The 16,935-nt window shown below is 71.9% G+C and carries 14 protein-coding genes; 5 read left to right on the top strand and 9 right to left on the bottom strand.

Going from position 1 to position 16,935, the window contains the following annotated elements; genetic code table 11:
* Positions 1-43: 43 nt before the first annotated feature.
* The 3 genes from ACZ3X1_RS30210 to clpS all read right to left on the bottom strand — a co-directional run bounded on the left by ACZ3X1_RS30210 (position 44) and on the right by clpS (position 2,726).
* Positions 44-1,483: an amino acid permease gene (locus ACZ3X1_RS30210; protein ID WP_362634913.1), complete on the bottom strand. Its 1,440-nt coding sequence runs from the start codon at positions 1,481-1,483 to the stop codon at positions 44-46.
* A gap of 317 nt (positions 1,484-1,800) precedes the next feature.
* On the bottom strand, positions 1,801-2,412 hold the full coding sequence (locus ACZ3X1_RS30205) for a DUF2017 domain-containing protein (protein ID WP_390073804.1): 612 nt from the start codon (positions 2,410-2,412) through the stop codon (positions 1,801-1,803).
* Complete coding sequence (gene clpS / locus ACZ3X1_RS30200) at positions 2,412-2,726, bottom strand: ATP-dependent Clp protease adapter ClpS (protein WP_030662673.1); 315 nt, start codon at positions 2,724-2,726, stop codon at positions 2,412-2,414. Before clpS ends, ACZ3X1_RS30205 begins: the two co-directional genes overlap by 1 nt.
* 80 nt (positions 2,727-2,806) lie before the next feature.
* Here clpS and ACZ3X1_RS30195 point away from each other — a divergent pair, with 80 nt between their 5' ends.
* Together ACZ3X1_RS30195 and ACZ3X1_RS30190 are read left to right on the top strand one after the other, a co-directional pair.
* Positions 2,807-4,135, top strand: a complete 1,329-nt coding sequence (locus ACZ3X1_RS30195; RefSeq protein ID WP_356815030.1) for a nicotinate phosphoribosyltransferase — start codon at positions 2,807-2,809, stop codon at positions 4,133-4,135.
* A 242-nt stretch (positions 4,136-4,377) separates the two neighbouring features.
* Positions 4,378-4,977 (top strand): nicotinamidase, encoded by a 600-nt coding sequence (locus ACZ3X1_RS30190; protein ID WP_356815031.1) that lies wholly within the window; start codon positions 4,378-4,380, stop codon positions 4,975-4,977.
* Between the two features lie 417 nt (positions 4,978-5,394).
* Here ACZ3X1_RS30190 and ACZ3X1_RS30185 read toward each other — a convergent pair whose 3' ends face one another.
* Together ACZ3X1_RS30185 and ACZ3X1_RS30180 are read right to left on the bottom strand one after the other, a co-directional pair.
* Positions 5,395-5,697, bottom strand: coding sequence for a hypothetical protein (locus ACZ3X1_RS30185; RefSeq protein ID WP_030825287.1), 303 nt, complete (start codon positions 5,695-5,697; stop codon positions 5,395-5,397).
* A 113-nt stretch (positions 5,698-5,810) separates the two neighbouring features.
* Positions 5,811-8,168, bottom strand: coding sequence for an immune inhibitor A domain-containing protein (locus ACZ3X1_RS30180; protein WP_390073803.1), 2,358 nt, complete (start codon positions 8,166-8,168; stop codon positions 5,811-5,813).
* Between the two features lie 488 nt (positions 8,169-8,656).
* Between ACZ3X1_RS30180 and ACZ3X1_RS30175 the strand changes: the two genes are divergently transcribed.
* Positions 8,657-8,962, top strand: coding sequence for a hypothetical protein (locus ACZ3X1_RS30175; RefSeq protein WP_467281746.1), 306 nt, complete (start codon positions 8,657-8,659; stop codon positions 8,960-8,962).
* Positions 8,963-9,085: 123 nt separating this feature from the next.
* On the opposite strand, the gene ACZ3X1_RS30170 is transcribed toward ACZ3X1_RS30175, so the two are convergent.
* Both ACZ3X1_RS30170 and ACZ3X1_RS30165 read right to left on the bottom strand, forming a co-directional pair.
* Entirely contained in the window at positions 9,086-9,811 is a 726-nt protein-coding gene (locus ACZ3X1_RS30170; RefSeq protein WP_362632530.1) for an RDD family protein, read from the bottom strand.
* A 256-nt stretch (positions 9,812-10,067) separates the two neighbouring features.
* Positions 10,068-11,618 carry an RDD family protein gene (locus tag ACZ3X1_RS30165; protein ID WP_467281744.1) on the bottom strand — a complete coding sequence of 517 codons (1,551 nt, stop codon included), beginning with the start codon at positions 11,616-11,618 and terminating at the stop codon, positions 10,068-10,070.
* 258 nt (positions 11,619-11,876) lie between these two features.
* Between ACZ3X1_RS30165 and ACZ3X1_RS30160 the strand changes: the two genes are divergently transcribed.
* A complete protein-coding gene (locus ACZ3X1_RS30160; protein ID WP_356815170.1) occupies positions 11,877-12,356 on the top strand; it encodes an SsgA family sporulation/cell division regulator in 480 nt (159 codons plus the stop codon).
* 98 nt (positions 12,357-12,454) lie between these two features.
* Here ACZ3X1_RS30160 and ACZ3X1_RS30155 read toward each other — a convergent pair whose 3' ends face one another.
* Entirely contained in the window at positions 12,455-13,837 is a 1,383-nt protein-coding gene (locus ACZ3X1_RS30155) for an FAD-binding oxidoreductase (RefSeq protein ID WP_356815169.1), read from the bottom strand.
* A 96-nt stretch (positions 13,838-13,933) separates the two neighbouring features.
* Here ACZ3X1_RS30155 and ACZ3X1_RS30150 point away from each other — a divergent pair, with 96 nt between their 5' ends.
* Entirely contained in the window at positions 13,934-15,448 is a 1,515-nt protein-coding gene (locus ACZ3X1_RS30150) for a tetratricopeptide repeat protein (protein WP_467281741.1), read from the top strand.
* Positions 15,449-15,739: 291 nt separating this feature from the next.
* Here ACZ3X1_RS30150 and hppD read toward each other — a convergent pair whose 3' ends face one another.
* Positions 15,740-16,885, bottom strand: a complete 1,146-nt coding sequence (gene hppD / locus ACZ3X1_RS30145; RefSeq protein ID WP_356815167.1) for a 4-hydroxyphenylpyruvate dioxygenase — start codon at positions 16,883-16,885, stop codon at positions 15,740-15,742.
* Between the last annotated feature and the right edge of the window lie 50 nt (positions 16,886-16,935).

Below are 16,935 nucleotides of genomic sequence, written 5' to 3'. Positions count from 1 at the left end.
GGAGCGGGGGCTCCCGGCCGAGGCAGACGGCCGGGAACCGCCGCTAGGAGGCCTTGGTGAAGGCCGCGCCGCGCGGGTCGCGGTTCTTCATGACCAGGTAGGAGACGCCGAGGATGACGCCCCACAGCGGCGCGCAGTACAGCGAGACGCGCGAGTCCTTGTCGGCGCCCATCATCACGATGACCATGCCGATGAAGGCCAGGGCGAACCAGCTCGTGTAGGGGGCGCCGGGCGCCTTGAACTTCGAGCCGGGCAGCTCGCCGCGGTCGGCCTTGGCCCGGTAGCGGATCTGGCAGACCAGGATCATGATCCAGGCCCACATGCCGGAGATGGTGGCGAAGGAGACGACGTAGTCGAAGGCCTTGCCGGGGGCGACGTAGTTGATCCAGACGCCCACGAGCATCAGCGCCGCGGAGAAGGTGGTGCCGATGAGCGGGGTGCCGCTCTTGGTGAGCTTGGTGAAGACCTTCGGGCCCTGGCCGTTGAGTGCGAGGTCGCGCAGCATGCGGCCGGTGGAGTACATGCCGGAGTTGCAGGAGGACAGGGCCGCGGTCAGGACGACGAAGTTGACGATGGCTGCGCCGACGCCCAGGCCCATCCGCTCGAAGGCGGCGACGAAGGGCGAGACGCCCGGCTGGAAGTGCGTCCACGGGACGACCGACAGGATCATGATGAGCGCGCCGACGTAGAAGACGGCGATGCGCCACGGCACGGTGTTGATGGCCTTGGGCAGGGTCTTCTCGGGGTCCTTGGACTCGCCGGCGGTGACGCCGACCAGCTCGACCGCGAGGAAGGCGAACATCACGATCTGCAGGGTCATCAGCGTGCCGCCGATGCCCTTGGGGAAGAAGCCGCCGTCGTTCCACAGGTTGGAGACGGTGGCGGTGTCGGCGGCGTCGGAGAAGCCGATGGTGAGGATCCCGGCGCAGATCAGGATCATGCCGACGATGGCGGTGACCTTGACCATGGAGAACCAGAACTCCAGCTCGCCGAAGAGCTTCACGGAGATCAGGTTGGCGGCGTAGAGGATGACCGTGAAGATCAGCGCGTAGGCCCACTGCGGGAAGCTGTCGTGGGTCCAGTACGACATGTACTGCGCGGCGGCGGTGACCTCCGTGATGCCGGTGACCACCCAGAACAGCCAGTACGTCCAGCCCGTCACGTAGCCCCAGAACGGGCCCAGGAACTCGCGGGCGTAGTCCGAGAAGGAGCCGGAGACGGGGCGGTACATGAGCAGCTCGCCCAGGGCCCGCATGATGAAGAAGATGACCAGGCCCGCGATCGCGTAGGCCAGGATCAGGCTCGGGCCGGCCTTGGAGATCGCCTTGCCCGCGCCCAGGAAGAGGCCGGTGCCGATGGCTCCGCCGATCGCGATCATCTGGATCTGGCGGGCGCCGAGCGTGCGGTGGTAACCCTCGCCGCCCTCGCCCTGGTTGCCCTCGCCGGGCGTGTTGCCGTGCTGCTCGACCTGCACTGAGGTCATGTCTGGTGCGCCTTTCTCCACGCCGACCCGCGCCTTCATTGGCTGCGGATCGGGTCCTCGATCCCCCCGGATACGGATGGAGTTGCACCCGGCGGTCTGCCGGTTCAAGCGGGCCGGGGGACATGGGTGGCGTCCCTTCGGCGGTCGTGAAGATTTATCACGTGCTTACGGCTGCCCGAGGGGGAGAAATGTGGTGCACGGCATCAAAATTTCCGGACAAAGCGCGGCGATCATGACAGATCACCGCATCGCGGTGATCTGATCGTTATCCGGATTTGAGCGTCCGCTGAGCGAACGATGTTCTTTCTTGAGGTTCCTCAGAGGGTTTCGATCAAGGATTCCTGGAGTCCGCCCAGCCACAGGTACGCCATCACCATCGGCTTGCGCGGGTCGTCGTCCGGCAGCCGGAAGAGTGCCGCGCTCTCGTCGTCCTCGGTGATGTCGAGCCGGGCCGCGAGGGTCAGGCGCAGGTCGTTGAGCCCGCCGAGCCAGCGCAGCGGCAGCTCGCCGGTCAGCTCCAGCACCGCGGCCCCGTCGGCGGGCGGGGTGAGCGCGTCCAGGCTGCGCACGAGCGCCAGCGCGTCCTCGCGCTTGCGGGCGCGCAGGTCGTTCTCGGTGTAGCGGCGGAACTCCGCCGCGCGGGCCTTCAGCTCCACCGGGTCCACGCCCTCGTCGCCCCCGCCGTCCGGGGCGCCGTAGGCGTCGGGGAAGAGGCGGGCCAGCGCCGGGTCCGACGGCGGTTCGGTGGGCCCGTCGGCGAACAGGGCGGCGAGCGGATCGGCGTCCTCGGCCGGCTCGGGCTCGCCGGGGCCGATCAGCTCCAGCATCTGGACCGCGAGGGAACGCAGGATGGAGATCTCGATCCCGTCCAGCGTGATGGCGGCTCCACCGCCCTTCAGGGACTCGAACATCCCGGTGGACCGGCCCATCAGTTGCGGTCCTGGGAGAGGGTCGCCCACAGGCCGTAGCCGTGCATGGCCTGCACGTCGCGCTCCATTTCCTCGCGGGAGCCGCTCGAGACGACCGCCCGCCCCTTGTGGTGGACGTCGAGCATCAGCTTGTGCGCCACGTCCTTCGAGTAGCCGAAGTACGCCTGGAACACGTACGCCACGTAGCTCATGAGGTTGACCGGGTCGTTGTGCACCAGGGTCACCCAGGGAACGTCAGGTTCCGGGACCGCGAAGGTCTCTTCGGCCGACTCAGTGCGTTCGATCTCAATGGGAGCAACACTCACTCGTCCCATGCTGCCACCGCGACGGGCCCGTTGCACAAACGGGACCCACATCTCGTCACTCTGACGAAATGTGCGCTAGCATCGCCGCCATGAACCCTGCGGACCTGGGCCTGCCGGTGGACGTGCCGTCGACAGCGCTCTTCACGGACCATTACGAGCTCACGATGTTGCAGGCCGCCCTGGCCAACGGCACCGCCGACCGCCGCTCGGTCTTCGAGGTGTTCACCCGGCGGCTCCCCGAGGGGCGCCGCTACGGGGTGGTCGCGGGTACCGGGCGGGTGCTGGACGCGGTGGAGAACTTCCGCTTCGACAGCGCGGTGCTGGAGTTCCTGCGCGAGCGGGCCGTCGTCGACATGCGGACGCTGGACTGGCTGGCCTCGTACCGCTTCTCCGGCGACATCTGGGGCTACCCCGAGGGCGAGGTCTACTTCCCCGGCTCGCCGATCCTGCGGGTGGAGGGCAGCTTCGCCGAGTGCGTGCTGCTGGAGACGGTCATCCTGTCGATCCTCAACCACGACTCGGCGATCGCGGCGGCCGCCTCCCGGATGTCCTCGGCGGCCGGCGACCGGCCGCTGATCGAGATGGGTGCGCGGCGCACGCACGAACTGGCGGCCGTCGCCTCGGCGCGGGCCGCGTACGTGGGGGGCTTCGCCTCCACCTCGGACCTGGCGGCCGGGTTCCGGTACGGCATCCCCACCGTCGGCACCAGCGCGCACGCCTTCACCCTGGTCCACGACAGCGAGCGGGACGCCTTCACCGCACAGGTGGCCTCGCTGGGGCGCGGCACCACCCTGCTGGTGGACACCTACGACGTGGCCGAGGCGGTGCGCACCGCCGTCGAGGTGGCGGGCACCGACCTGGGCGCGGTGCGGATCGACTCCGGGGACCTGCTGCTGGTGGCCCACCGGGTGCGCCAGCAGCTGGACGAGCTGGGGGCGACCTCGACGAAGATCGTGGTCACCTCGGACCTGGACGAGTACGCCATCGCCTCGCTGGCGGCGGCTCCGGTGGACGCGTACGGCGTGGGCACGCAGCTGGTGACGGGCAGCGGGCACCCGACGTGCTCGATGGTCTACAAACTGGTCGCGCGGGCCGCCTCGGCGGACCCGAAGGCGGCGCTGGCGCCGGTGGCGAAGAAGTCCTCGGGCGGGAAGACGTCGATCGGCGGGCGGAAGTGGGCGGCCCGCCGCCGGGACGCCGAGGGGGTGGCGGAGGCGGAGGTCGTGGGCGTGGGACCCGTTCCCTCGGCCCTGGCCGACCACCAGCTGCTGACGCACCTGGTCAAGGCCGGCGAGGTGGTCGCCCGCGAGCCGCTGGAAGCGGCCCGCGACCGCCATCGCGCGGCGCGCGCGGGCCTGCCGCTGTCGGCGACCCAGCTGTCGCGCGGCGAGGCCGTGATCCCGACGGAGTACGTCTAGGTCCCGGGGGCCGGTGCGGCTCCGCTGCGGGGCTCCCCCGGACGTCCGCGCCTCGATCCTTCCGGCCACCGCTGGGAGGTGCCCCCGGCGGGGCTGGATTCGGCCGGGGCCGCCTGCCCGGCGCGGCTGGACCCGCCCGCAGGGCAATCCCTGCCCCGTCGGCGTTTGAGGCGCGGGGGCCTGGGGGCAGAGCCCCCGCAGGGCCCGCCGCCATATCCGCACATCGAGCCGAAGGACACGTCATGCACCGCGCACTGATCGTCGTCGACGTACAGAACGACTTCTGCGAGGGCGGCAGCCTCGCGGTCACCGGCGGAGCCGACGTCGCCGCCGCCATCACCGAGCTGATCGGGCAGGCCACCGCCGGTTACCGGCACGTCGTCGCGACCCGCGACCACCACATCGACCCGGGGGCGCACTTCGCGCACCCGCCGGCCGAGCCGAACTACGAGACCTCCTGGCCGGTCCACTGCGTGGCCGGCACCGAGGGGGTCGGGTTCCACCCGAACTTCGCGCCCGCCGTGGCCTCGGGTTCGGTCGCCGCGGTCTTCGACAAGGGGGCGTACGAGGCCGCCTACAGCGGCTTCGAGGGCGCGGACGAGAACGGCGAGAGCCTCGCCGCCTGGCTGCGGGAGCGGCACGTCGGCGAGGTCGACGTGGTCGGCATCGCCACCGACCACTGCGTGAAGGCCACCGCGCTCGACGCCGCCCGCGCGGGCTTCACCACGCGCGTCCTGCTGGACCTGACGGCGGCCGTGGCCCCGCACACCACCGAGCGGGCCCTGGAGGAGCTCCGCGCGGCCGGTGTGACCCTCGTGGGCACGGCCGGGCCCCGGGCCTAGTGCTGTGACCGGGAAGGTTCACCGGGTCGCGGCCCCCGGCACGGCACCTCGCCGCGTTGTCGGACCGCGCAAGTACGTCCAGTACGAGCCGCGGCCCTCCGCCTTGCGATGCACCGCACCGGACGCCGCGACCCGGCAAACCTTTCCGGCCACAGCACTAGGTCGTGTCGTCAAAGTCCCGCCTGGCCGGTGGGCCTGCCCCGCCCTTCGGGCGGCCGACGCCACTTTGACGGCACTCCCTAGGCTCCGAGACCCGGCCGCACCCCGAGGGGGTGTCCTGTCGGTCGGGCCGGATCAGGGAGCGGCGCATGGCGCCATGGGGCCTCCCCGGGCCCTCAGGGCCGAGGGCGGGGCCGAGGACGACGCGGCGAGGCGCGGTGCCTTGCGCCGCGAGCCCGCATGACGGCCAGGCGCCCCCTAGGTGCCCAGCAGGGCCCGGATGGGGTGCCAGAGCTCCTGTGCCCGGTCGGGTGCGCCGCGCCACAGCAAGCCGTCAGGATGGTGCAGGACGGCCGTCACCTCGTCGGGTGTGGGCGGCTGCGCGTTGCCCCGCAGGTACACGGCCCGCATGCCGAGGTTCCGCAGCCTGGTCAGGGCGCGGGCCCGGTTCGCGGCGTGCACCAGCACGCGGACATTTCCGCCCTCACCGGACGGCCTCGGCAGCGTGAGCGCAACGACCACGCTGCCGCCTGGCAATCTGACGAAACCTCCACCGGGCATGGCTGTCATCTCCCCCGTCAATAAGAACCGCGTACCGGGGCATCTAAACGCGATCGGCCGCCGCCCGCTAGAGGGCGACGGCCGATCATGCTTTGACCTGCAGTTTTACCGGATTACTTCTTCGAGGGGCCAACCTCGACGGTCATGACCTCACCGTCGTAGGTCTCCTTCAGGATCTTGATCTTGGTGTTGGTGTCAGTGACCTTCACCGATCCGGTCGGGTTCTCGTCGGAGTAGTACTTGCCCGGGGTGCGGTCGTCGAAGACCAGGTTCGCGGGCTTCGGCTTCAGGAACAGCGACTCGCCGTTCTTGTGCAGCGTGAACGCGTCCGTGGAGTACGCGCTGAAGGTCGCGTCGTACGGCTGGATCTTGTTCCGCAGCAGGGTGCCGTCCGCCCACTTCATGGGCTTGGCGTTGGCGTCGATCGGCAGGATCAGGCCCTGGCCCGGGTGGACGCTGGTGTTGTTGTCCTTCTGGCTGGTGTCCCACTGCCAGATGAGCAGACCGTCCTGGTACGGGTAGTGCTCGACCCAGTCCGGCTTGGTGTTGCCGAAGCCGAAGTTGTACGGGCCCACCTTGAGGGTGGAGTCGTACGACACGTAGCGGCGGTTCTCGGCCAGGTAGTACTGCGCGTACTCCTTGGTGAAGCCGGCGCCGATCCGCGAGAAGCCCTTGCCGGTCCAGCCGTTGTCGCCGTTCTCGGCGCCGTCGGTGAACAGCGCGGAGCCGTCCGCGGTGATGGTGAGGGCGTCGGCCGTGAAGCCCTTGCCGCCCGCGCCGCCGTCCGTCTGGTAGCGGAAGCGGAGGTCGACCTTCTTGCCCGCGTAGGCGTCGAGCGGGAAGTTGAGGTTCTTCCAGGCGCCCGAGACACCGGTGAGCGACGGGCTGCCGGAGGCATCGGCCGGGATGGCCGTGCCGTCGGCGGTGCCGGCGAGGGCCGTCCAGGTGGCGCCGCCGTCCGTGGACACCTCGGTGTAGAGGTAGTCGTAGTCGGCCTCGATGTCCCACCAGCCCTTGAGGGACAGGGCGGCGGACGACTTGCCCGTCAGGTCGACGGAGCGGGTGAGGGTGTTCTTGAGGTCGTCACCCATGTTGCTCCACCACTGGGTGGAACCCTCGGCGGGCGCGACGACGTCCGTCTGGACCTTCTTCTTCGGCAGTTCGACGACCAGGGCCTGCTTGTCCTTGGTGTTGAACTCCGACACACCGAGCTTGTGGGTGGACTTCGTCGCGGCCTTGGCCGTGTCGTAGTTCAGCCAGCCCAGCTGGAGCTTGTCCCAGGCGGTCATGTCGCCCGGCATGTCGCCTATGGAGTCCTTGCCGGTGCCGAGCCAGGAGCCGGCCGACATCAGGGACCAGAAGCCGACGCCGTTCTCGCCGCCACCGCTGGTGTCGTAGAGGTCGGGCAGGCCGAGGTCGTGGCCGTACTCGTGGGCGAAGACACCGAGGCCGCCGTTCTCGGGCTGCATGGTGTAGTCGCCGACCCAGATGCCGGAGTTGCCGATCTGGGTGCCGCCGGCCTTGTTGTTGTCCGGGCCGGTCTTGCCCGCGGCGGTGCCGTAGGCGTACCAGCGGTGCGCCCACAGGGCGTCGGGGCCCTGCACGCCGCCGCCGGCCGACTCGTCCTCGCCCGCGTGGACGATCTGGAAGTGGTCGATGTAGCCGTCGGGCTCGTTGAAGTTGCCGTCGCCGTCGAAGTCGTAGCGGTCCCACAGGTCGTACTGGGCCAGCTTCGCCTTGATCTCGGCGTCGGTCTTCCCGGCCTTCTTCTGCGCCTCGACCCACGCCGTGACGCCGTCCTTGACGGTGTCCCAGACGTTGGAGCAGTTGGACTGGCCGCAGTAGTTGGAGCCGTAACGGGCCTCGTTGTACGGGACCTTGACCCAGTCGGCGACCTCGCCCTCGACCGAGTAGCGGCCCGAGGAGGTCTTCTCGTAGTACGTCTTCAGGGAGTGCTTGCCCTCGCCGCTGGCGAAGTACAGGTCCTGGAAGTACTCACGGCTGAAGTCCTTGCGCCAGGCCGTGCTGTTGTCCTTGGCACGGTCGGGCTGCGCGATCGTGTTGTGCATCGGACCGGGCGTGCCACCGTACTTCGGCACGGCCGGCTTGGGGCCGGGACCGTCCGGGTCGTGCATGGTCGTGCTGTCGACCTGGTCGCCGAACTCGACGAGGATCGTGAAGATCTTGTCGGTCTTCTCGCGGCCGAGCTCGACGTACTTCTTGTCGTCGAGCTTGACGACCTTGGAGGCGCCGCGCTGCTCGACGCCCTTCTTGCCCTGGAGGACCTGGTCCAGGGCGGCCTTGCGCTGCTGGGCCTGCTGCTCGCTGAACGGGCCCTTGAGGTCGTGCTCGACGACCTTGGCAGGAGTGGTCGGGTCCTGCCGGTCGGCCACCGGGGCGGCCGGGGCCTTGCCCTCGGCCTGGGCCGCGGTGACGGTGAAGAAGGTTGCACTGGTCGCACATGCGGCCATGGTCACGGTGACGGCGGCAGCGCGAATCGCACGCCGTCTGGCGGAATTGCTGGTCACTTGATGTCGTTCCCCTCCCGCGGCCGCAACGTCTGAGTTCGGAACTTCTCCATAGGAGCGGGGGGTTCCGCGCGGCGCGCGTCTCAAGTGACGACATTTGACCGGAGAGACGCGAGAAAAGACAGACCTTGACTTGAACCTTACAACTGCACTATGCGGTCAGGGAGTTCCGCTATCCGGACGTTCCCCTGCCATATGGGGCGAAGGGCGCTTCCCGACCCCGATACGGGTCCGTACCGTCCCCTTTCTCCCCCTGGCCGGGCCCCTACCCGGGCGCGAAAAGTGACCCCGTGCGCCCCCTGTGCTCCGGCACCGTGTGTTAGGTCACGCTTACCGGCGGCTCGCCCCGGGCATCCCCGTCTTAGAGTCACTTGACGCGCGACGTTGGTTGAGCCGACTCCCCCTCCCCCTCACCGAGGACGGATATCGCCATGCCGCGTCCGACTGCCGCACAGCTCGCGTACGGGTCCGCCACGGTCATCGTGTCGACGATCGCCATGCTGCTGCTCTCTCAGACGAGCACCGGGCTCGGCGTCGCGGTCATCTCCGCCGCCGCGCTCGCCCTGGGTCTGCTCGTCGCCCTCACCGTGCCCGTTCCCAGGCGCCGCGGCCGCCACGCGGCCCGTACGGGCGCCGCCGCGCCGACCGCGTCCGCCGCGTCCGCCGCGGGGGCGGCGCAGGACGCCCGGGTGCCCGACCACCGGACGGCGTCGGCCGAACACCCCGTCCACCACTGAGGCTTCGCACCCTCCGCGGGTGCACGACGCGACGCGGGCGGCCTCCCTCGGGGGGAGGCCGCCCGCGTCGCAGGCATGCGTTGCGCGCGTGTGCGCGTGCGGTCCGCCGTGACCTGGGGCCGCCTAGGCCTGGACCACCACGGTCTTGGCCGCCTTGTCGTGCAGGCCCTGTTTGTACGGCTTGTCGACGAGGATGGAGATGATCAGCGCGATCGGCCACAGGCAGAAGCAGCAGATCAGGGTCGGCAGCCAGAGCACGGCGGCCCGGGTCAGGGACGTGCCGGAGTTCGGCACGGTGCCGTCGTTGAGCATGGCGACGCGCAGGCCCATCGCCTTCTTGCCCACCGTCTTGCCGTCCTTCTTGGTGAACCACCAGTCGTAGCCGAGGTAGGCGACGATCGAGATCAGGGTCATCAACAGACCGCTGCCGCTGTACGACTTGGTGAAGACCTCGCTGACGTCCTCGCCCCGGTCGGTCTCGACCATGTAGCGGTTCGTGCCGAAGGCCAGCTGGATGAGGAACAGCGGGACGGCGACGATCACCACGTCGATGACGCGCGCGGCGAGCCGCTTGCCGAAGTCGGCGAGCGGGGGCATGCCGGCCAGCGGGTCGGGCATGCCGTAGCCGCCGCCCCCGCCGTACGGGTCGCCTCCACCGCCGTACGGGGGCGGAGGGGGCGGATATCCCCCGCCGCCGGGGCCCGGGCCGCCCGGGGGCGGGGGTCCCCCGCTTCCGGGGGGCGGCGGTCCGTACGGCGAACCGCCCGAGGGAGGTGTCGGTTCCTCGGGCTTCTTGCGGAACGGGTCTTCCTCGGGCGGCTGGCCCGGCGGCGGCTGGTCGGTACTCATGGCCCGAGTCGAACCCGGGTCCGCCGCGCCCGCAACGGAACCGCGTCCATTCGTGGCTGGACACCCGGTAAGGGCTGTCCCGTGATCCCCGGTGCTTCAGCGCGCGGCGTCGGATGCGGTGCACCGCAGCCTCCGCCTTGCGGTGCACCGCAAGGCGGAGGAGCGTCCTGACACGGGGCCGTATCCGGGCGTTCCGCCAACGCGGCGGGGCGCCGTGCCTGCCGTCGTGCGCCCGCCGGGGATTGCGGGACAGCCCCTAGCGGGTCACATACGTCTTGGCCGCCTTGTCGTGCCAGGCCTGTCGGCGCGGGCGGTTCACGAGGCACCAGAGGCTGCCGGGCAGGCCCAGGAAGGCGTACACGAGCCAGCGGCGCAGGGCGGCGCCGAAGGACGGCGGGCGCAGGGTGGCGGTGGCCAGCACGCGGACGCCCAGCAGCTTCTTGCCCGGGGTGCGGCCCCAGCGGGCGGTGGGCAGCACCTCGTAGAAGAGGCCGAAGAGGAGGACGGCCCCGAAGACCGTACCGAGGCTGCCGGCGATGGTCTGGTCGAGCAGCCAGACGGTGGTGGTGCGGCCGCTCGCCCGGGCCGCGTCGACCTTGGCCTGGACGTGGGCGGTGGCCCCGGGCAGGAGGGGCAGGGCGACGGCGGCGGCCACGGCGCCGAACACGAGGGAGTCCAGGGCCCGGGCGAGGGTGCGGCGCACCAGCCCGGCGGGGCGCACGGCCCGTTCCGCCATCTGCTCGAAGACGGCCCGGGGCGTTCCGGCGCGGCCCGTACGGGCGCCCGGGCGGGCCTCCTCGGATCCGCGCGGCTCCCAGCCCCGGGCCTCCGGCTCTGCCGGGGCGGCGTCCGCGGCGGGCTGCGGCACCTTCGGGCGGACTCCGGCGGGCCGGGGCTCCCACACCTCGGGCCGGGCGGGCGCGGGGGCGCGCTCGGCAGCCGGGGCGGGAGCGGGGGCGGGCGTGGGAGCGGGAGCCGGGGCGGGAGCGGGGGCGGGGGTGGGGGCCGCCTCGGGCCAGGAGGAGGTGACCCCGGAAGGGCCGGTGCCGCCCGCTCCGGGGGCGTCGGGCCATGCGGGGGCCGCCGGGGCCACCGGGGCCTGCGCGGCCGGGGAGCGCGCCGACAGGATGCCCTCGGAGGACTGCGCGGGGCGTCTCGCGGGCGCCGCCGCGGAGGACGGCGTACGGGCCAGGGAGATCCCCGCGGGCCGGGCCGGCGGCTGCCCGGGCCCGGGCGCGGGAGCAGCCGCGGGCTCGGGCGCGAGGGCGGGCGCGGGCGCGGGCGCGGGCACAGAAGCAGGCGCGGGCTCGGGCGCGAGGGCGGGGGCGGGCTCCGCGTCGGCGTCCTGCGGGCTGCCCCACGACACCCGGCGGTCGCGGGGCCCGCCGAAGCCGGCCTGGTGCACGGGGTCGGCCTGCCACACCGCCGGTACCGGCGCTGCCACGGGCGCCGGCGCCGCAGCCGGCGCGGGCTCCGGCGCGGGCTCCGGCGCGGGCTCCGGCAGCGCCTCGGTCACGGAGGTCTCGTCCAGGAAGACCGGCCCCGTCTCGTCGGCGCGGACGGCGGGCGCGGCGAGGGGAGCCTGGGCGGTGAGCGGGCGGACCGGAGCGGGGGCGGGCGCGGGAACGGGCGCGGGCGCGGGGACGGGCGCGGGCGCGGGGACGGGCGCGTGCGCCGCCGGGGCAGGGCGGCTCGTACCCGGGACCCAGGCCGCGCCGTTCCAGTACCGGATGTACCCCGGGATGGACGGATCCGGGTAGTAGCCCTCGCGGGCCGCGTGCTCGCCGTCACCAGGGGAGGCCGTCATGTCCCCAACTCCGATCGTGGCTTGAGGCTTGTGCAAGGGGAGGACCATAGCCAAGAACCGTGGGCCGACAGGTCCGGTAACGGGAGAATCCAAGCCATTGAGCGAACGTCACTCCATACGACGGTTTTCGGTCAGCCGACAGGAATCGGCCAATCTCGCGCTCGTCGCGGGCAGTCGCGTCATACCCGGGCACACGGGAGCTCTCTGCGGGTGTGGGGCGCCATCCGGCGCCACGCACCGAACCGAAGTGAGGCAGTCATGCACCACCCCGTCATCGAGCGCGAGCTGGAACTGAAGCTGGTCCTGTCACCCGAGCGCAGCATCGCCGTGCCCGCACTCCTGCTCTACCTCACGGAAGACCCGTACGCCGTCCACGTCACCTTCCACGCCGGCTCGGACGCCCCTGTCCACTGGACCTTCGCCCGCGAGCTGCTCGTTGAGGGCGTGTTCCGCCCGTGCGGTCACGGCGACGTCCGGATCTGGCCCACGAAGGTCGACAACGAGGCCGTGCTCTGCATGGCGCTCAGCTCGCCCGACGGCGACGCCCTCCTGGAGGCCCCGGCGCTGTCCGTGTCGGCCTGGCTGGAGCGGACCCTGCGCGTCGTCCCGCCCGGCAGCGAGTCCGAGCGGCTCGGTCTGGACGCGGCGCTGGCCGAGCTGCTCGCCCCGACCCCGGCCGACGACCTGTGGCTGCGCGACCCGTGGCCGTCGGGCGAGTCGGCGGACGGGGACCTGTGATGACGAACGGCCCCTGGACGCCGCGCGGTCCCCGCAATCCGCGCGGGCGCCGGATCGCGCGCACCCTGCGGAACCCGAGCGGCCTGCGCCTCGTACGGTCAGAAGAGCTTGCCGGGGTTGAGGAGCGCCAGTGGATCGAAAGCCTGCTTGACGGCGCGCTGCATCTCCAGTCCGACCGGGCCGAGTTCACGGGCGAGCCATTCCTTCTTCAGCACGCCGACGCCGTGTTCGCCGGTGATGGTCCCGCCGAGGGAGAGGCCGAGTCCCATGATCTCGCCGAAGGACTCGCGGGCCCGCCGCGTCTCGTCCTCGTCGGCGGGGTCGAAGCAGACGATCGGGTGGGTGTTGCCGTCGCCGGCGTGGGCGCAGACGCCGATGAGGAGGCCCTGGGCGCGGGCGATGGCGGCGGTCCCGTCGAGCATCTCCCCGAGCCGGGAGCGCGGCACGCACACGTCGTCGATCATCGTGGCGGGCCGGAGCGCCTCCAGGGCGGGGAAGGCCATCCGACGGGCCTGGAGCAGCAGTTCCGACTCCGCCTGGTCCTCGGCGGGCACGACGGCGGTGGCTCCGGCGGCCGTGCACAGCTCCCCCACGGCGGCGAGGTCCTCGGGGGCGTGCGGGGTGTCGAAGGCGGCGAGCAGCAGCGCCTCGGTGGCCTCGGGCAGTCCCATCCTGCCGAGGGCGTTGACGGCGTGGAGGGTCGTACGGTCCATCAGCTCCAGCAGCGAGGGGGTCAGCCCGGCCTCCATGACGGCGCACACGGCCTCGCAGGCGGCTGCGACGGAGGGGAACTCGGCGGCCAGGACCAGTTGCCGGGGCGGCGCCGGCCTGAGGGCGAGGACGGCCTGGACGACGATCCCGAGGCTGCCCTCGGAGCCGACGAAGAGCCGGGTGAGGTCATATCCGGCGACGCCCTTGGCGGTGCGCCGGCCCGTGCGCAGCAGGCGCCCGTCCGCGAGGACGACGTCGAGGCCGAGGACGTATTCGGCGGTGACGCCGTACTTGACGCAGCACAGGCCGCCCGAGGCGGTGCCGATGTTGCCGCCGATGGTGCACTGCTCCCAGCTGGAGGGGTCGGGCGGGTAGTACAGGCCCCGTTCGGCGACGGCCCGTGAGAGGACGGCGTTGACGACGCCCGGCTCGACGACGGCGATCCGGTCGACGGCGCTGATCTCCAGGATCCGGTCCATCTTCACCAGGGACAGCACGATGCAGCCGTCGGTGGCGTTGGCGCCGCCCGACAGGCCCGTCCGGGCGCCCTGCGGGACCACGGGGATCCGTAGGGCGGTGGCGGTGCGCATGACGTGCTGGACCTGTTCGACGGTCCGGGGCAGGACGACGACCGCCGGGGTGCCGGCGGCGCAGAAGCTGGCCATGTCGGTGGCGTAGGAGGCGGTCACCTGGGGGTCGGTGAGCAGGGCGTCGGCGGGGAGGCCTTCGAGGAGGCTCGCTCGCAGACGTGCGGAGAGGTCATCATCCATGGGGCCAGCGTGGCAGCCGGGGCCATCGGTGTGAACACGCCCGCGCACGTCTTCGGACACCCCGGCATGCTCTTCATATTGACGCACAGTGACCCCATGGACCGTATCGACGAGGATTCGCAGACGCCGGCGCCGCCCGTGACCTTCACCGGCCGCAAGACGCTCGTGGCCGCCGGGGTGGCGGTGGTCCTGATCGCCGGGGCCCTGTTGATCCGCCCGGCCCGGACCGCTGACGACGCGCGCCCGCCGGGGCCGAGCGAACGCGCCGCCGCGGCGGTGGCCATGGGTGCGCCCGCTTCGGCGACGGACGTGGTGGCGCTGGTGGCGGACCGGGAGAAGTGGGTGGCGTCGCACGCCGACGACGACGCCTCCTGGGCCGTGCTGGGCTCCGCCTACCTCGAACAGGCGCGGCGGACGGCGGACTCGGCCTGGTACCCGAAGGCGGAGAAGGCCCTGAAGCGGTCGCTGGAGGTGCGCCCGGTGGAGAAGGGCAACTTCGACGCGATGACGGGCATGGGCGCGCTGGCCAATGCCCGTCGGGACTTCGGGACCGCCCGGAAGTGGGGCGAGCTGGTACGGGCGCAGGCGCCGCGGCGGTGGACGGCGTACCCGGTGCTGGTGGACGCGTACACGGGGCTCGGCGACTACAAGGGCGCCCAGAAGGCGATGGAGCTGCTGCTGGAGCTGCGGCCGGGGCTGGTGGCGCACATCAGGGCCTCGCAGGTCTACCGGGACCGCGGCTGGCGCGAGGACGCGGTGGTGTCGATGGAGTCCGCGGCGGCCGCGGCGCAGGCGCCCGCGGAGAAGGCGTACGCGCTGTTCCGGCTCGGGGAGCTGTCCTGGGAGCGGGGTGACGCCGCGGAGGCGCTGCGGCAGTACGAGGGGGCGCTGCGGACGGATCCGGCACAGGCGGAGGCCCTGGCCGGCCGGGCCCGCGCGCTGGCGGCGCTGGGGCGCGGCGGGGAGGCGGTGCGGGACTACCGGATGGCGCTGGGGCGGACCCCGGTGCCGCAGCTGGCCCGGGAGCTGGGCGAGCTGCTGGAGTCGTTGGGCCGGGAGCAGGAGGCGCGCGCGCAGTACGACGCGCTGGCGACGATGGCGGTCCGGGACGGCGCGAACGGGGTGGACGCCGACGTGGTCCTGGGCCTGTACGAGGCGGACCACGGGGATCCGGCGGCGGCGGTGCGCCGGCTGTCGCAGGAGTGGGAGCGGCACAAGAGCATGCAGGCGGCGGACGCGCTGGGGTGGGCGCTGCACCGGGCGGGCGACCACACGGCGGCTCTGGAGTACGCGAAGAAGGCGACGGAACCGGGGCTGCGCAGCGCCGAGTTCGCCTACCACCGGGCGATGATCGAGCGGGCCCTGGGCGACGAGGCGGGGGCGCGGCGGCACCTGCAGGAGGCGCTGCGGACGAACCCGTACTTCTCGCCGGTGCGCGGGCCGCTGGCGAAGGAGGCGCTGGCGTCGATCGGGCAGCCGCCGCCGGGCGGCCCGGAGCACCTGCAGCCGGTCACGCCGTGGGTCGAGCCGGAGCTTCCGAAGCCCGACCCGAAGCCGGAGCCGAAGCCCGCTGCCAAGGCGGACCCGAAGCCCTCACCGACCGCCCGCTGACGAAACCCCGGCCCGCAGCCCGGCGGGCGCAGCCGGTCGGTGTGGCGCGGCCGCTCGTGCGGCCCGGTGTGCGAAAGGGCAGCGCGCCGCGTTTTGGCCCACTCCCCTCCGGAGGGCACCACGCGGCGCGCGCCCGACCCCGCGCACCGGGGCCGACGGCAGCCCTGGAGCGTGTCGTGCGTACCCCGTCGGCCGGGCCCGCGGTGCAGAGCGACGCGGGCCCGGCCGGGCCCGAACGGCACGCCCCAGGCCCCCGGCGCCGGCCGGGGGCCTGGAGGCACGTGCGCGACCTCAGAGGTTGCCGCGCTTCTCCTGCTCGCGCTCGATGGCCTCGAACAGCGCCTTGAAGTTGCCCTTGCCGAAGCCCATCGAGCCGTGGCGCTCGATGATCTCGAAGAAGACCGTCGGGCGGTCCTGCACCGGCTTGGTGAAGATCTGCAGCAGGTAGCCGTCCTCGTCGCGGTCGGCGAGGATCTTCAGCTCGCGCAGCTCGTCGATCGGCACGCGGGTGTCGCCGACCCACTCGCCGAGGGTGTCGTAGTAGGTGTCCGGGACGGAGAGGAACTGGACGCCGGCGGCGCGCATCGAGCGGACCGTGGAGACGATGTCGTTCGAGGCCAGCGCGATGTGCTGGACGCCGGGGCCGTTGTAGAACTCCAGGTACTCGTCGATCTGCGACTTCTTCTTCGCGATCGCCGGCTCGTTGATCGGGAACTTGACCTTCTTGGTGCCGTCCGCGACCACCTTGGACATCAGCGCCGAGTACTCGGTCGCGATGTCGTCGCCCACGAACTCCTTCATGTTCGTGAAGCCCATGACCTTGTTGTAGAAGGCGACCCACTCGTTCATGCGGCCGAGTTCCACGTTGCCGACGCAGTGGTCGATGGCCTGGAAGGTGCGCTTGGCCGGGGCCTCGACCATCGGCTCGACGGCGGCGTAGCCCGGCAGGTAGGGGCCGGTGTAGTCGCCGCGCTCCACCAGGGTGTGGCGGGTCTGGCCGTAGGTCGCGATGGCGGCCAGTACGACCGTGCCGTGCTCGTCCTTGACCTCGTAGGGCTCGTCCAGGCCGCGGGCGCCCTGCTCGACGGCGTAGGCGTACGCCGCGCGGACGTCCGGCACCTCGATGGCGAGGTCGATCACGCCGTCGCCGTGCTCGGCGACGTGCTCGGCGAGGAAGCGGCCGTGGTCGGTCGTCGCCTTGATGACCGAGGTCAGCACGAAGCGGGCGGAGCCGTTGGTCAGGACGTAGCTGGCCGTCTCGCGGCTGCCGTTCTCCGGTCCGGAGTAGGCGACGAGCTTCATGCCGAAGGCGGTCGAGTAGTAGTGCGCGGCCTGCTTGGCGTTGCCGACGGCGAAGACGACCGCGTCCATGCCCTTCACCGGGAAGGGGTCTGCCTCACGCGCGGTGTGCGGGGTGGTGTCGAGGGTCTCAGTCATGAGCGCAGAGTCCCGCCGATCCACAAGCTGCGCAATAGTTTCCTGAATGA

The organism is Streptomyces sp. NPDC023541, assembly GCF_055559995.1.
This window is presented reverse-complemented; position numbering and strand designations above follow the sequence as displayed.

What these genes read in the sequence shown, in the direction of transcription:
- ACZ3X1_RS30205 (WP_390073804.1), bottom strand. Translation starts at nt 2,412, where the DNA reads ATGGGCCGGTCCACCGGGATGTTCGAGTCCCTGAAGGGCGGTGGAGCC.
- ACZ3X1_RS30210 (WP_362634913.1), bottom strand. Translation starts at nt 1,483, where the DNA reads ATGACCTCAGTGCAGGTCGAGCAGCACGGCAACACGCCCGGCGAGGGC.
- ACZ3X1_RS30155 (WP_356815169.1), bottom strand. Translation starts at nt 13,837, where the DNA reads ATGGATGATGACCTCTCCGCACGTCTGCGAGCGAGCCTCCTCGAAGGC.
- ACZ3X1_RS30160 (WP_356815170.1), top strand. Translation starts at nt 11,877, where the DNA reads ATGCACCACCCCGTCATCGAGCGCGAGCTGGAACTGAAGCTGGTCCTG.
- ACZ3X1_RS30195 (WP_356815030.1), top strand. Translation starts at nt 2,807, where the DNA reads ATGAACCCTGCGGACCTGGGCCTGCCGGTGGACGTGCCGTCGACAGCG.
- ACZ3X1_RS30170 (WP_362632530.1), bottom strand. Translation starts at nt 9,811, where the DNA reads ATGAGTACCGACCAGCCGCCGCCGGGCCAGCCGCCCGAGGAAGACCCG.
- ACZ3X1_RS30190 (WP_356815031.1), top strand. Translation starts at nt 4,378, where the DNA reads ATGCACCGCGCACTGATCGTCGTCGACGTACAGAACGACTTCTGCGAG.
- ACZ3X1_RS30175 (WP_467281746.1), top strand. Translation starts at nt 8,657, where the DNA reads ATGCCGCGTCCGACTGCCGCACAGCTCGCGTACGGGTCCGCCACGGTC.
- clpS (WP_030662673.1), bottom strand. Translation starts at nt 2,726, where the DNA reads ATGGGACGAGTGAGTGTTGCTCCCATTGAGATCGAACGCACTGAGTCG.
- ACZ3X1_RS30165 (WP_467281744.1), bottom strand. Translation starts at nt 11,618, where the DNA reads ATGACGGCCTCCCCTGGTGACGGCGAGCACGCGGCCCGCGAGGGCTAC.
- hppD (WP_356815167.1), bottom strand. Translation starts at nt 16,885, where the DNA reads ATGACTGAGACCCTCGACACCACCCCGCACACCGCGCGTGAGGCAGAC.
- ACZ3X1_RS30180 (WP_390073803.1), bottom strand. Translation starts at nt 8,168, where the DNA reads ATGGCCGCATGTGCGACCAGTGCAACCTTCTTCACCGTCACCGCGGCC.
- ACZ3X1_RS30150 (WP_467281741.1), top strand. Translation starts at nt 13,934, where the DNA reads ATGGACCGTATCGACGAGGATTCGCAGACGCCGGCGCCGCCCGTGACC.
- ACZ3X1_RS30185 (WP_030825287.1), bottom strand. Translation starts at nt 5,697, where the DNA reads ATGCCCGGTGGAGGTTTCGTCAGATTGCCAGGCGGCAGCGTGGTCGTT.